This window comes from Allobosea sp. P2_B12 (genome assembly GCF_056404835.1).
Genome location: NZ_JBFUDG010000007.1, coordinates 23,196 through 37,468 on the forward strand (window position 1 = coordinate 23,196; position 14,273 = coordinate 37,468).

Sequence of the window (14,273 nt, forward strand, 5' to 3'; positions counted from 1 at the left end):
AGGGCCCGATGAGCATGGCGTTTCTCGGCGATCTGATGACGAGCGTAGCGGGCCGGGGCCGGGCCCTGATCGGCGAGCGCTTCATCGGCCAGCGCAACCGGCCGATCGACCGCCTCTGCGAGGATCTCCTCTCCGGTCGCGGCGAAGCCTCCGGCATGGCGCTGGCTCAGGGCGTGCTCGATGCCTGGGAGCGGCTTGACCGGCCGGGCCGCCAAGCCTTCTTCGTCATGCTGCAGGAACGCTTCGGGCCGGACCATGACAGGCTCGTCAAGGCGATCGAGGCCTATCGAAAGCAGCCCAGCGCTGCCGCGATTTCGGCATTGCATCTGGCCTCCGAACCGCGCCGGCAGGAATTGCTGCGCCGCCTCAACCTCGCGCCCGGCGGGACCCATGTGCTCGTGCGGATGCGCGAGGCGCTGTTCGAGGCGATGGAGACCGATCCGGACCTGCTCGCGGTCGATTCCGACTTCCGACACCTCTTCGGCTCCTGGTTCAATCGCGGCTTCCTGGTGCTGCGCCGCATCGACTGGCGCAGCCCGGCGAATGTGCTGGAGAAGATCATCCGCTATGAGGCGGTGCACGAAATCCAGGGCTGGGACGATCTGCGCCGGCGCCTGGAGCCCGCCGACCGGCGCTGCTTCGCCTTCTTCCATCCCCAGCTCGTCGACGAACCGCTGATCTTCGTCGAGGTCGCGCTGACCGGCGAAATCCCGCGCAGCATCGGCGAGGTGCTCAGCGGCGAGCGTGAGGTGCTGTCGGCCCAGTCCGCGACGACGGCGGTGTTCTATTCGATCTCGAACTGCCAGGAGGGCTTGCGCGGCATTTCCTTCGGCAATTTCCTGATCAAGCAGGTCGCCGAGGATTTGAAGCGTGAGCTGCCCGGGCTCGACACCTTCGTCACGCTCTCGCCGGTGCCGGGCTTCGCGCGCTGGCTCGACGGCATTGTCGCCGATCCCGGCGAATTTGCCCTCAGCAATGAGGAACGCTCCGAACTGGGCCGTCCTGCCGTCGAGATGATCTCGCTGGACGAGCCGACCCGGTCCCGCCGTGACAAGCTGCTCGGTCAGATGGCGGCGCAGTACCTGTTGCGCGCCCGCACCGCTTCGGGCCGCGTCATCGACCCCGTCGCCCGCTTCCACCTCGGCAATGGCGCGCGGCTGGAGCGCATCAATGTCGGCGGCAACCTCTCGGCGCGCGGCCTGCGCGAGTCGCATGGCGTGATGGTCAACTACCGCTACGACCTCGACGACATCGAGACCAATCACGAGGCGTTCGCCACCCGCAACACGGTGGTCGCCTCCTCGGGCGTGCGCAAGCTGCTGCGGCCGGCCGCAGCCTGATCTCATGCCTCAAAAAGAACGCCTGAAAGGACCCGAAATCATGGGCAACCACCTGTTCGACCTCATCCGCGCACGCATCGCTGCGCCCGACGCCGCCTTCGCCGTGCTCGATGACGGCCGACGCTATTCCTATGCCGACATGGTCGATGTCTCCGGCCGCTTCGCCAATGCGCTGTTGGCGCTCGGCGTGAAGCCGGGTGATCGCATCGCCGTGCAGGTCGAGAAGAGCATTGAGGCTCTGATGCTCTATCTCGGCGCGGTCCGGGCCGGCGCGATCTTCCTGCCCCTGAATACGGCCTATACACCGGCGGAAATCGAGTATTTCCTCGGCGATGCCGAGCCGGCCCTCTTTGTCTGCGATCCCGCCCGGGCCGAGGCGCTGAAGCCCTATGCCGAGAAGGCCGGTGCCAAACTGGAAACGCTCGGTGTCTGGCGCTCGCCCGATGTCTCTGCCGGTACGCTCTCGGACAAGGCGCTGGCTGCTGCGCCGACGTTCGCCGACATCGCGCGCGGTCCCGATGATCTCGCCGCCATCCTCTACACCTCGGGCACCACCGGCCGCTCCAAGGGCGCGATGCTCAGCCACGACAACCTCGCCTCGAACGCGCTGGCCCTGGTCGATTACTGGCGCTTCACGAAGGACGATGTCCTCCTGCACGCGCTGCCGATCTTCCACACCCATGGCCTCTTCGTCGCGACGAACTGCGTGCTGTTCTCCGGTGCCTCGATGATCCTGCTGCCGAAATTCGATCCCGACCACGTCTTCAAATATCTGCCCCAAGCGACCTGCCTGATGGGCGTGCCGACCTTCTATGTCCGGCTGCTGCAGGACGCCCGCCTCACCAAGCAGGCGACCGCGCATATGCGCCTCTTCGTCTCGGGTTCGGCGCCGCTGCTGGCCGAGACCCATCGCGAATGGCGCGAGGCGACCTCCCACGCCATCCTCGAGCGCTACGGCATGACCGAGACCAATATGAACACCTCGAACCCCTATGAGGGCGAGCGCGTCGCCGGCACGGTCGGCTTCCCGCTGCCGGGCGTAACCGCGCGCGTCACCGATCCCGAGACCGGCAAGACGCTGGCGGCCGACGAGATCGGCATGATCGAGGTCACGGGTCCCAATGTCTTCAAGGGCTATTGGCGCAATCCCGAGAAGACCGCGGCCGAGTTCAAGCCGGACGGCTTCTTCATCACCGGCGATCTCGGCAAGATCGATGGCGCCGGCTACGTCCATATCGTCGGGCGCGGCAAGGACCTGATCATCACCGGCGGCTACAACGTCTATCCCAAGGAGGTCGAGACCGAGATCGACGAGATGCCGGGCGTCATCGAAAGCGCCGTCATCGGCTGCCCCCATCCCGATTTCGGCGAGGGCGTCACCGCCGTCGTGGTGGTCAAGCCCGGCGCGACGATCACGGCGGCCACGATCGCCAAGACGCTGGAGCAGCGTCTGGCCAAGTTCAAATTGCCCAAGCAGGTCTTCATCGTGCACGACCTGCCGCGCAACACCATGGGCAAGGTCCAGAAGAATCTGCTCCGCGATGAGTACAAGGACGTCTATGCGCGGCAGATGAAGGCGGGGGAGTAGCCGGGTTCAGGCCGGCACGGTCGCCCGGATCTCGATCGTCTCGCCATCCTTCGGGATCAGCAGCCGGCTGGAGCCTATCCGGCGCGCGATCGCCGCTTGCCTGAGCGCGGCCCGGCTGACGCTGGCATGGTCGAGCGCTTCCATATGTGCCGCGATGACCGTCGCGCGCGGCGCGGCCTCGCAGAGATCGAGCGTCTGGTCTGCGTCCATCACGATCAGCGTGTCGTCCCAGAGCGCGCCGCAGGAATGGCTCACGATCACGTCCGGATCGGTTGCCGCCAGCGCTTCGAGCAGGGGTGGATAAAGCACGCTGTCGCCGCACCAGTAGAGCGTCGGCTCACCCGGCGCTTCCAGGCTGAAGCCCATCACCGGCCCCATCTTGCCGACCACCGCGCCGGTGCCGTGCTGGGCCGGATGGCGCTTCAGGATCGCTGAGCCGAGCCGCACGAAGCAACCCACTGGAGTGACAGAGAGGAAGCCGGCTTCTGCGATCGTCTGTTCATTGCCCGGCTGGCAGAACAGCGGCAGGTGCTTGGGCACCTGCTGCTTGCCGACCTCGTCGAAATGATCGGCATGCAGGTGCGAGACGATGACGGTGTCGACGTCTGCCAGAATGGCCTCGATGGGCTCGGGCAGATCGACCATCGGATTGGGCGAGCGACCGGTAAAGGAGGGCCGGCTGTGCCGCGGCCCGAAATCGGGATCGACCAGGATCGTCCTGCCGGCATAACGCAGCTTGAGCGTGGCGTTGCGGAGAAGCTGGAGTTGCATGGTCGCTGGCCCTGTTGCGAGGGCGGGACTCTTCCGCCATCGCGGGGCTTGGCGCCAGTTCGATTTTGTGAAGGCAACGCCACTCCGGCGTGACGTCCCTGCTCGTGGCGTGCCTGCTTTCGCCTCAGGAGCGCTGCCGCGGTCTCACCCGGCCTTGTGCAGTCGCTCCAGCGGAAACCGTGCAACATCCGCCAGCAATTCGACGAAGCCTTTCGCCTGCAATGCGGCCGTGATTTTGCCCTTCTCTGCCGTGGCGAGGCTGGCGTCGCCCGCGGCGCCTGAGCCGTGAACGTCCTGCGCCATCCAGGCGAAGGCGTGCAGTCCCGTCGGCCGCAACCAGGTGTAGCCCTCCGTCGCCATCTCGACGGTCCGCGGCTCGAAGCGTCCCGCCTGGCTCATATCGACGAGGTCGGGCCGGAAATGCAGCATCAGCGAGGTCTCGATGTCGCCGGCATGGATGCCGTGATTAGCGTCGAAATCGGCATAGAGGCCGGGCGGCAGACCGAAGGCGCGCCAAGCCGTCGTGACCGCCAGCATGCCGTGGCGCACGCGCAGTTCGCGCGCGACGACCTTCATCGGATCGATATTGCCGCCATGCGAGGTCAGGATCACGAGCTTGCGCAGGCCGGCGCGCTTCACGCTCTCGCCGATCTCGATCCAGCCTTGTGTCGCGCTTTCCCAGGAGAGGGTCAGCGTCCCCGGCGAGTGGAGATGTTCGTTCGACTTGCAGATTGCCTGGGTCGGCAACACGAGGACGTCGAGCCCTGCCGGCACGAGGGGCATCGCCTCCGCCAGCATCGCGTTCATGATCGTCGTATCGACGGAAACAGGCAGATGCGGGCCATGCTGCTCGATCGCGGCCAGAGGCAGCACCGCAATGGTGCTCTCCGCCTTGAGCCCGGCGAAGTCGGTGGTCTTCAGATCGCCCCAAAAGCGCGCGCTCATCTCAGCCTTTGTCTCCACCTGCCACCCGGTTGATCTCGGCGCATTCGAGAATGCGCGAGGGGGCCCCGTCCCGGACCAGCGCCAGCATGGCCCGCCCGATCCGTTCCGTCGAGGTGACGTAATCCGGGAACCACCGCTCCAGCAACCGCACCGAGAATCGAGATTTGCGTGATTTGTGCTCAACAAAAAGGCAGAATGCGCGCTCCATGCGCATTCTCGGGGCCGTCTGGTTCACGACGGCGATCGTCGCATGGCATATATGTTGCTCACTTGGAGCTTCGCCAGCGCCGCTGTTCGGGAGGTTGTAGCATGATGATGAAGTATCGCCTGACGCGCCGTGGAGCGCTCGGCCTGATTGGCGGCTCGGCTCTCGTGGCCGTCCCCGGCGCGCGCGTCAGCGCCCAGACCCTCGACAAGGTCTCCTACCAGACCAACTGGCGCGCCCAGGCTGAGCATGGCGGCTTCTACCTCGCCGCCGCCAACGGCATCTACAAGAAGTACGGCATCGACGCCGAGATCAGGCCGGGCGGCCCGCAGCAGAATCCCTCGCAGCTCCTGCTCGGCGGCCGCGTCGACATGATCATGTCGAACTCCTTCGAGGCGATCCGCTACGCGCAGGAGAACATCCCCTTCCTCTGCATCGCCTCGATCTTCCAGAAGGACCCGCAGGTCATCATCTCGCACCCGGGCGTCGGCAACGATTCGCTCGCCGCGCTCAAGGGCAAGCCGATCCTCGTCGGCGCCGCCGGCCGCAACAGCTACTGGCCGTTCCTGAAGGCAAAGTTCGGCTACACCGACGAGCAGATCAGGCCCTACACCTTCAACATGGCCCCGTTCCTGGCCGACAAGACGATCTCGCAGCAGGGCTTCCTCTCGTCCGAGCCCTTCGCGATCATGAAGCAGGGCGGCGTTACGCCGGTCGTCCATCTCATCGCCGATGCCGGCTTCGAGAACTACAACACCACGATCAACATTTCGCAGAAGATGGTCGCGGAGAAGAAGGATGTCGTGCAGCGCTTCGTCACGGCCTCGCTCGAAGGCTGGGCGGAGTACATGAAGGGCGGACCGGCCGTCGCCGCTGCCAACGCCCAGATCCTGAAGGACAACCCCGACATGGATCAGGAGAAGATCGACTACGCGGTCAAGGTCATGAACGAGAAGGGCATCGTGCTCTCGGGCGACGCGCTGACGCTGGGCATCGGCGCCATGACCGATGCGCGCTGGGGCTCGTTCTACAAGACGATGACGGAGGCGGGCGTCTTCCCGGCCGGTATTGACCTGAAGAAGGCCTACAGCCTGGAGTTCGTCAACAAGGGCGTGGGGAAGGCTTGAGTGGCCTGTCATTCCGGGGCAGCGCGCAGCGCTGAACCCGGAACCCACGACCGGGTGAGGCCTTTCGGGTACAATTGCCAACGCTAGCCCAGTCGTGGGTTCCGGGTTCAAGCCTCTGGCTTGCCCCGGAATGACGAAGCTGGGCGCCAATCAACGGATCATCAGGCTTTGGACACGGCCTCTCTGAGCACACCCCATGCCGTCCGCCCCGAGGGCCAGAAGCCCCTGGTCTGCGTGCGCCATGTCTCCAAGCAGTTCGGCAACGGCACGCTCGCCGTCCGCGACGTCAATCTGAGCCTCGGCGCGGGCGAGTTCGTCAGCCTGCTCGGCCCCTCCGGCTGCGGGAAATCGACGCTGCTGCGGATGATTGCCGGCCTCGGTGCGCCCTCCAGCGGGACGATCGAATGGCCGACGACCACTCATGACGCTGCAGGCGAGCCGCAGCGCGATCTCGGCTTCGTCTTCCAGGACCCGACGCTGATGCCCTGGGCGAGCGCGCTCGCCAATGTGATGATGCCGCTGACGCTGAAGGGCGTCCGCAAGGCTGAGGCCCGCGAGCGCGCTGCCACCATGCTGGCGCTGGTGGGGCTCGCCGGCTTCGAGAACGCCTATCCGCGCGAACTCTCCGGCGGCATGAAGATGCGCGTCTCGATCGCGCGCGGGCTGGTGTTGCGGCCCAAGATTCTGCTGATGGACGAGCCTTTCGCCGCACTCGACGAGATCACCCGCCACCGCCTCAATGACGACCTCCTCGAACTCTGGTGGAAGGAGAAGTTCACCGCCGTCTTCGTCACCCATTCGGTCTTCGAGTCGGTCTATCTCTCCAGGCGGATCGTTGTGATGGCGGCACGCCCCGGACGGGTGATGGCCGATCTCGATGTCGATGCGCCCTATCCGCGCGACGAGCTGTTCAGGACCTCGCCCGAATACGCCCATCTTTGCCGCGTCGTCTCCGGCAAGCTGAAGGAGGCGATCGGCTCATGAGCGTCCCTTCGATCGATGCTCCCGCCGCAGCGCATGACGGTACCGATTCCGAGGCGCGGCCCGTCTTTGCCACCGAGCCGCGCATCCTCGGCCTGCCCGCCAGCGCTTGGCCACGGATTCTCGCGCCGATCGCGATTGGCGTCGTCACGCTGGGCCTGTGGGAACTCGCTGTCCGCTGGAACGGGATTCCGTCCTATATCCTGCCGGGGCCCTTGCTGATCGGCCAGACGCTGGTCGCAGACTGGGGCACGCTCTCGGGCTCGCTCTGGATCACGCTGCGCATCACCTTCATGGCGCTGGCGGCGGCGGTGATCGTCGGGGTGACGCTGGCGGTGCTCTTCACCCAGTCGAAATGGCTGGAAATGTCGCTTCTGCCCTATGCGGTGATCCTGCAGGTCACGCCGATCGTCGCGATCGCACCGCTGATCATCATCTGGGCCGGCGACATCAATCTGGCGCTGCTGATCTGCGCCTGGATCGTCGCTTTCTTCCCGATCCTGTCCAACACCATCCTCGGGCTGAACTCGGCCGACCACAACCTGGTCAACCTGTTCCAACTCTATGGCGCGACCCGCTGGCAGACCATGCGCCATCTCAAACTGCCCGCCGCCTTGCCCTATTTTCTGGCGGGGCTGAAAATCTCGGGCGGTCTGGCGCTGATCGGCGCGGTCGTCGCGGAATTCGTCGCCGGCACCGGCGGCAGCGCCTCGGGGCTGGCCTATCGCATTCTGGAGGCGGGCTACCAGCTCAAGATCCCGCGTGTCTTCGCCGCGTTGCTGATGATATCCCTGTCCGGAATCGCGATCTTCCTGGTCACGAGCTGGATTTCGCATCTGCTGTTGCGGCGCTGGCACGAAAGCGCCCTGAAGCGGGAGAATTGAGATGAGCGCCGTGTCCGAACGCAAGCCCAAGCCGGTGCAACCCTCGCGCTATAACATTGCGGCGCTGAAGGAAGATCTCGACGGCATCGCGCTGATCGACGAGGCACAGGTCGTCCGCAAGCGCTCGCGCGACTTCTTCTGGTACTCGCCGATCCTGAACCAGCTTCTCGCCGACAAGTCGGCCGACATCATCGCGGCGCCGCGCGACGAGGCCGAGGTGATCCGCATCGCGGCCGCCTGCGCCAAGCGTCGCATCCCGCTGACTGTCCGCGCCGCCGGCACCGGCAATTACGGCCAGGCGGTGCCGCTCCAAGGCGGCGTGCTGCTCGACATCACCGGCCTGACCGGTATCGAATGGCAGAAGGCCGGCGTGGTCCGCACGGCTGCCGGCTCCCGCATGCTCGACGTCGACATCGCGATGCGCGATTCGGGCTACGAGCAGCGCATGCACCCCTCGACCAAGCGCAGCGCGACGGTCGGCGGTTTCGTCGCCGGCGGCTCCGGCGGCATCGGTTCGGTGACCTATGGCGGTTTGCGCGAACCAGGCAACATCCTCGCGGCGCGCATCGTCACGCTGGAAGAAGAGCCGCGCATCATCGAACTGCGCGATGACGCCGCCCAGAAGGTCAACCGCGCCTATGGCACCACGGGCATCATCACCGCGCTCGAAATGCCGCTGGCGCCGGCCTGGCCCTGGATCGACGTCATCGTCGCCTTCGACGATTACATGGAAGCCTTCCAGGCGGGCTACGAGCTCGCGCTGGCCGACGGCATCGTCAAGAAACTCATCACGCCCATCGCGTCCGAGATCACGCCCTGCTTCGGTGCGCTGAAGCCGTATTGTCCCGAGGGCAAGAGCATCCTGATCTGCATGATCGCCGAGGGTTCGCTCGGCCCGTTCAAGGCGATCGTCGGCAAGCGCGGCACGGTCACCTACGAGGCGCCGTCCGAGGAAGGGCCGGGCACCGTCCCGCTCTACGAATACACCTGGAACCACACCACGCTGCAATGGCTCAAGAGCGATCGCTCGATTACCTATCTGCAGTGCCTGTTCCCGCATGACCGTCTCGTAGAGAGCGCGCGCGAGACCATTGCGGCCTTCGGCGACGAGCTCCTGCCGCATCACGAGTTCATCCGCTTCGGTGGGCGGGTGACGGCAAGCGCGCTGCCGATCCTGCGCTATTCGACGCCGGAACGCCTGAACGAGATCATGGCCCAGCACGAGGCGGCGGGCGTCTTCATCGCCAACCCCCATGTCGTCTCGCTGGAGGAGGGCAGCCGGCACAAGCGGGCGGACGCGGACCAGCTCGGCTTCAAGCGCGACGTCGATCCGCGCGGCCTGCTCAATCCGGGCAAGATGACCAGCTTTATCGCCGATCCCGCGGCCTAGCGATCAGGCGAAATAGGCGAGCTTCTTGTCGGCCGGCAGCGCATCGAGTTCGCGCAGGCCGGCCTCCGAACCCGAGGCAGGCGAGGCCGTCAGCGCGGGCAGCTGGTCGGCGATACGCTGCTGGAAAGCAGCGACCGGAGAGGATTGTTCCAGAATGGCGACTGTCTGATCAGCCGGGTCGCTGAAGACGACGTCGTCGTCGAGCGGCTGAATCGAGCCGATCCGTGGCGCCATGCCTCCCATAGTCATCGCCGGACGCTTGCCCACGAAATTGGGCGCTGCGTGGTCCTCGATCTCGACGATCTCGATGTCGTCATAGCTGTTCAGGGCCGCGGCCTTGTTCAGCTTGAGATCCAGGGCCGGGTGCGCGGGAGGGGTGAAGGGCTCGGCCGTTGTCATGGCGCCCGGAGACAGGCCGACGACGGCGCGCAGGCTGCTGTCGAGCATCGCGATGGTGTCGGCGATCTTGTCGATCTGCTGGACGGTGCCGTCCACGATCACGGTCGCCGCGGATATCTCCGCGGTGCGCTGGTCGAGCATGTCGCAGAGCGCCTCATTGGCGCCGGCTTCGCGCAGACTCCAGGCGGCCTCCTGCATGCTCTCGGTGGCCTGGATGATGCTGCCCGCCGCCGTCGCGATCCGGGCCGCCAGGCCCGAAGCGCGCTCCTCGGCCTTGCCGCTGATCCGCTCCAGGTCGATGCGCAGATCGGCGATGAGGGCTGCCGCTTCGCTGATATCGGGTTCTGCTGTCGGCTCCGGCTGACCGATCCCGACCACGCGCTCGATCCGGCCGATCGCGCTCAGAAGCTGCATCGTGTCGGCTTGCCGGTTGCGCTTGGCGAATTCGGCCATGAACCAGCGGCCGCGGGCCGTTTCCATGACCGCGGTTTCGATCGCCTCGTAGTCCGTTTCGCTCAGCGGTGTCAGTGACCGCGCTTCGCTCATGACCAACCTGTTCTTGAAAGACTGGCCGAATCGCGTTCCGTCAGTCGTGATGCACCGTTGAAAAGCCTGCCACCGGATTGCTTAACGAACTGTTCCCGAGGCTGAATTCTCGGCGACGCAGGGGGCCTGGCGCGCGGCCGTTCCGGACGCGCGCCAGGCTGCCCGCATGAGCGGCTGGCTGTGGCATCCATGCCCTTGCCAAGCCAAACCCGGACGGCGATACAAGCTCAAGGGGCAAGCCGGCGCCTGCCACAGGCGCCGCGGGTTGATGCAAGACCGTCGAGCGCGGGCGAGGGACATCACGCAGAGCCATGGCGAGCCCTGATTCCGCCGAACCGCAAGCCGTCTTCCGCGACGACGCCGGCACGCTGGCCGTGGTGCTCGCCGGCTCCTGGAGCGCCGATCGTGCGCCTCGCATCGAAAGCCTTGCCAGCGAAATCGCGCAGCGCGTCGGGAAGGCCTCGCGCGCACGGCTCGACCTGTCGGCCGTGGTCCGGCTCGATACGCTGGGCGCCTATGTCCTCAATCGAATCAAGCATCAGCAGGAGACCGGTGGCGCCGCCGTCGAGATCGTCAGCAAGCGGCCCGAGCACGGCGTCCTGCTGGCCGAGGTCGGCGTGCATGACCATTACGTGTCGCCGACTGACCACCAGTTTCGGGTCGTCGACGTTCTCGTGAATATCGGCAAGGCCGTGGTCCGCTTCGGGCGCGACATAGTCGGCGGCGCGATGTTCCTGGGCGAGGTGGTCGTCGGCTCGGCCGGCGTCGTGCTCGGCCCCCGCAAGTTTCGCGGACCTTCCCTGGTCAATCAGATCGAGATGATCGCCTTCAACGGCGCGCCGATCATCATGCTGATCTCGTTCCTGGTCGGCTGCATCGTCGCGCAGCAGGGCATCTTCCAGTTGCAGCAGTTCGGCGCCACCGTCTTCGTGGTGAACCTGACCGGCATCCTGATCCTGCGCGAGCTCGGCGTGCTTCTAACCTCGATCATGATCGCGGGCCGGTCCGGTTCGGCCTTCACCGCTGAGATCGGCTCGATGAAGATGCGCGAGGAGATCGACGCACTGCGGGTCATGGGGCTCGACCCCATCGAGGTCCTGGTCGTGCCGCGCATCCTCGCGCTGGTGATCTCGCTGCCGATCTTGACCTTCATCTCGTCGATGTCGGGGCTCACGGGTGCCGCGCTGGTCTCGTGGCTCTACGGCAATATCGGCATCGACACCTTCCTGGCGCGATTGCAGTCGGTCATTACCTGGAAGCACTTTGCCGTCGGCCTCATAAAAGCGCCGTTCATGGCCTTCGTGATCGGGCTGATCGCCTCGATCGAGGGCTTGGCCGTGAAGGGTTCGGCTGAGTCGCTCGGGCGCCAGGTCACCGCCTCGGTGGTGAAGGCTATCTTCATGGTCATCGTCGTCGACGGCCTGTTTGCGATGTTCTTCGCATCCATCGAATTCTGAGGATCGTATCCTGGAGATGAGCGAGCAGGGGATTCAAGAGGCACGACCGGCGCACCACGGTGCTGAACCGTCTGACATTCCTGGCCCTGCCGAGGGCGAAGTCGTCATCCGCGTGCGCGACCTGAAGGTCGCGTTCGGCGACAAGGTCATCATGGACGGGCTGGACCTCGACGTGATGCGCGGCGAGATTCTCGGTTTCGTCGGCGGCTCCGGGCAGGGCAAGTCGGTGCTGACACGCACGATCCTGGGGCTGGTGCAGAAGTCACGCGGCACGATCGAGGTCTTCGGCGAGGATGTTGATACGCTGAACCCGGAACAGCGTCGTACGCTGGAGCGGCGTTTCGGCGTCATGTTCCAGCAGGGCGCGCTGTTTTCGGCGCTGACCGTGAAGCAGAACATCCAGGTGCCGATGCGCGAATATCTCAAGCTCTCGCCGGGCCTGCTCGACGAGATGGCGATGGTAAAGCTCGATCTCGTGGGGCTTAAACCCGACGCAGCCGACAAGACGCCCTCCGAGCTTTCGGGCGGCATGATCAAGCGCGCGGCACTCGCCCGCGCGCTCGCGCTCGATCCTGAGATCGTCTTCCTGGACGAGCCGACCTCGGGGCTCGACCCGATCGGCGCGGCCGAGTTCGACGAATTGATCGTGACGCTGAAGCAGACTTTGGGGCTGACCGTGTTCATGGTAACCCACGATCTGGACAGCCTCTATTCCGCCTGCGACCGAATCGGGGCGCTGGCGGACAAGCGGGTCATCGCGGTCGGGCCGCTGGCCACGATGCTGGCATCCGACCATCCATGGCTCAAAGCTTATTTCGGCGGCGAGCGGGCGCAAGCCCGCCTGCCGCCCGAGCAACGGGAAAATACAGTCTAGACCATGGAATCGCGGGCAAATTATGCGCTGGTCGGACTGTTCACGCTCGCCGTTCTGGCTGCGCTGTTTGGCTTCGTCTACTGGTTCAACAGCGGTGGCGCGGGCAAGCGGGCCGATGTGCGGATCATCTTCAGCGGCACGGTGACGGGGCTGGGGCGCGGCTCCAGCGTGCTGTTCAACGGCCTGCGCGTCGGCGAAGTCACGCGAATCGAACTCCAGCCCGACGATCCGCGCCGCATCTACGCAGTGGTCCAGGTCGATCGCTCGACGCCGCTGCGCATCGATACCCGCGCCCGCATCGAGTCGCAGGGTCTCGCCGGCGTCGTTGCCGTGCAGCTTCTCGGCGGCGACCCCAACTCACCCGTGCTGGAAGCGAAACCCGGCCAGGCACTGCCGACGATCATTGCCGAGCGCTCCGAGTTCCAGGACATCCTCGAGACGGTTCGCACCATCGCCAAGCGCGCCGAGGACGTGCTCGGCAGCGTCGAGGGGCTGGTGAAGGACAATGCCGGCCCGATCAGCAACACGGTCCGCAACGTCGAGAGGTTCTCGGCGGCGCTCGGCAACAACTCCGACGGCGTCGACAAGCTGATGCAGAGCTTCGGCACGATCGCTGAGACCATCGCGCCGCTGTCGCAGAAGCTCGGCGTCCTCAGCGAGGAACTGACGCAGATCGTCCGATCGGTCGACCAGAAGAAGGTCTCGTCGATCGTCGACAACGTCGACAAATTCACCGCGGCGCTGGGCGGCTCCAGCGGCGATGTCGGCAAGGCGGTCAAGGACGTCGCCTCGATCACCGAGAAGCTCAACAAGGCCGCCGACCAGGTCGAGGGCGTGCTGAAGAGCGCGCAGGCCTTCCTCAACACGGCAGCCGGCGAGAATGGCCGCAGCGCCTTCTCCGAGGTCAGCGACGCCGCCAAGTCGATCCGCGTGCTCGCCGACAATCTCGACAAGCGCACCGCGGAGATCACCGCCGGCATCAGCCGCTTCACCGGGCCGGGGCTGCGCGACATCGAAACGCTGGCAAGCGACGGTCGCCGCACGCTGACGGACCTAAACCGCACGCTGCGGAGTTTGGAACGCAACCCGCAGCAGTTCATCTTCGGCGGCAAGCCCCCGCTTCCTCAATATGGTGGATCCCGCTAGTCCGATGACGATCAAGGCCCCGCCCGCGCCGCCAGCCCTTTTCCGCAAGCCCGTCACCATCGCCCTGGCGTTCGCCGCCAGCGTGCTGCTGGCCGGTTGTGGCGGCGGTAGCGCGCCGACCACCTACGATCTCTCCGCCCCGCGCGACTTCGGCCGCCTCGGTGGCTCGCGCGCGACGCTCGTCGTGGCTGAGCCCACGACGGTTCAGGCCCTCGATTCCGACCGGGTCATCGTCAAGGATTCGACCGGCGCGCTCTCCTTCCTCGGCGGCGCCCAATGGGCCGACCGGGTGCCCAAGCTGGTGCAGATCCGGCTGATCCAGACTTTCGAGAACGGCAGCAGGCTGGGCTCGGTGGCGCGTCCGGGTGATCGCATCACGCCGGAAGTGCAACTGATCACCGATATCCGCAGCTTCAACATCGACGCTGCCAGCGGCGCGGCCGTGGTCGAGATCACCGCCAAGCTGGTCGGCGACCGCACCGGCGACATCCGGCGCGCCCGGCTGTTCTCCGCCCGCGTGCCGGCCGGTGCCGTCGATGGCCCAGGCGCCACGCAGGCGCTCGACCGTGCCCTGTCGCAGGTGCTGATCGAGATCGTGCGCTGGGCGCGGTGAGACGATA

Annotated in this window: 14 protein-coding genes; 10 read left to right on the forward strand and 4 right to left on the reverse strand. The window is 65.9% G+C overall.

Annotated features, from left to right (window positions below; translation table 11 throughout):
• Positions 1–8: 8 nt before the first annotated feature.
• Positions 9–1,340, forward strand: coding sequence for a malonyl-CoA decarboxylase (locus tag AC1DYU_RS17410; RefSeq protein WP_476792729.1), 1,332 nt, complete (start codon positions 9–11; stop codon positions 1,338–1,340).
• Between the two features lie 40 nt (positions 1,341–1,380).
• The gene (locus AC1DYU_RS17415) at positions 1,381–2,928 is read left to right on the forward strand and encodes a malonate--CoA ligase (RefSeq protein WP_476792730.1); all 1,548 of its coding nucleotides are present in this window, start codon (positions 1,381–1,383) and stop codon (positions 2,926–2,928) included.
• Positions 2,929–2,934: 6 nt separating this feature from the next.
• Here the strand turns inward: AC1DYU_RS17415 and AC1DYU_RS17420 are convergent, their stop codons facing one another.
• From AC1DYU_RS17420 to AC1DYU_RS17430, 3 genes are all read right to left on the reverse strand, one after another.
• On the reverse strand, positions 2,935–3,699 hold the full coding sequence (locus AC1DYU_RS17420) for an MBL fold metallo-hydrolase (RefSeq protein ID WP_158485985.1): 765 nt from the start codon (positions 3,697–3,699) through the stop codon (positions 2,935–2,937).
• A gap of 144 nt (positions 3,700–3,843) precedes the next feature.
• Entirely contained in the window at positions 3,844–4,644 is an 801-nt protein-coding gene (locus tag AC1DYU_RS17425) for a creatininase family protein (protein WP_158485986.1), read from the reverse strand.
• A 1-nt stretch (position 4,645) separates the two neighbouring features.
• Positions 4,646–4,852: a hypothetical protein gene (locus AC1DYU_RS17430; protein WP_476792731.1), complete on the reverse strand. Its 207-nt coding sequence runs from the start codon at positions 4,850–4,852 to the stop codon at positions 4,646–4,648.
• Positions 4,853–4,953: 101 nt separating this feature from the next.
• Between AC1DYU_RS17430 and AC1DYU_RS17435 the strand changes: the two genes are divergently transcribed.
• From AC1DYU_RS17435 to AC1DYU_RS17450, 4 genes are all read left to right on the forward strand, one after another.
• Complete coding sequence (locus AC1DYU_RS17435) at positions 4,954–5,976, forward strand: ABC transporter substrate-binding protein (RefSeq protein WP_476792732.1); 1,023 nt, start codon at positions 4,954–4,956, stop codon at positions 5,974–5,976.
• A gap of 168 nt (positions 5,977–6,144) precedes the next feature.
• Positions 6,145–6,960: an ABC transporter ATP-binding protein gene (locus tag AC1DYU_RS17440; protein WP_476792733.1), complete on the forward strand. Its 816-nt coding sequence runs from the start codon at positions 6,145–6,147 to the stop codon at positions 6,958–6,960.
• A complete protein-coding gene (locus AC1DYU_RS17445; protein ID WP_476792734.1) occupies positions 6,957–7,841 on the forward strand; it encodes an ABC transporter permease in 885 nt (294 codons plus the stop codon). The genes AC1DYU_RS17440 and AC1DYU_RS17445 overlap by 4 nt, the downstream gene beginning before the upstream one ends.
• Before the next feature lies 1 nt (position 7,842).
• Complete coding sequence (locus tag AC1DYU_RS17450; protein ID WP_476792735.1) at positions 7,843–9,231, forward strand: FAD-binding oxidoreductase; 1,389 nt, start codon at positions 7,843–7,845, stop codon at positions 9,229–9,231.
• Between the two features lie 3 nt (positions 9,232–9,234).
• Here AC1DYU_RS17450 and AC1DYU_RS17455 read toward each other — a convergent pair whose 3' ends face one another.
• Positions 9,235–10,176 (reverse strand): hypothetical protein, encoded by a 942-nt coding sequence (locus tag AC1DYU_RS17455; protein WP_476792736.1) that lies wholly within the window; start codon positions 10,174–10,176, stop codon positions 9,235–9,237.
• A 311-nt stretch (positions 10,177–10,487) separates the two neighbouring features.
• Between AC1DYU_RS17455 and AC1DYU_RS17460 the strand changes: the two genes are divergently transcribed.
• The 4 genes from AC1DYU_RS17460 to AC1DYU_RS17475 all read left to right on the forward strand — a co-directional run bounded on the left by AC1DYU_RS17460 (position 10,488) and on the right by AC1DYU_RS17475 (position 14,266).
• Positions 10,488–11,633 (forward strand): ABC transporter permease, encoded by a 1,146-nt coding sequence (locus tag AC1DYU_RS17460; RefSeq protein WP_476792737.1) that lies wholly within the window; start codon positions 10,488–10,490, stop codon positions 11,631–11,633.
• A gap of 151 nt (positions 11,634–11,784) precedes the next feature.
• Positions 11,785–12,507: an ABC transporter ATP-binding protein gene (locus tag AC1DYU_RS17465; protein WP_476792903.1), complete on the forward strand. Its 723-nt coding sequence runs from the start codon at positions 11,785–11,787 to the stop codon at positions 12,505–12,507.
• Positions 12,508–12,510: 3 nt separating this feature from the next.
• The gene (locus tag AC1DYU_RS17470; protein WP_158485995.1) at positions 12,511–13,653 is read left to right on the forward strand and encodes an MlaD family protein; all 1,143 of its coding nucleotides are present in this window, start codon (positions 12,511–12,513) and stop codon (positions 13,651–13,653) included.
• Positions 13,654–13,657: 4 nt separating this feature from the next.
• On the forward strand, positions 13,658–14,266 hold the full coding sequence (locus tag AC1DYU_RS17475; protein WP_476792738.1) for an ABC-type transport auxiliary lipoprotein family protein: 609 nt from the start codon (positions 13,658–13,660) through the stop codon (positions 14,264–14,266).
• Positions 14,267–14,273: the final 7 nt, after the last annotated feature.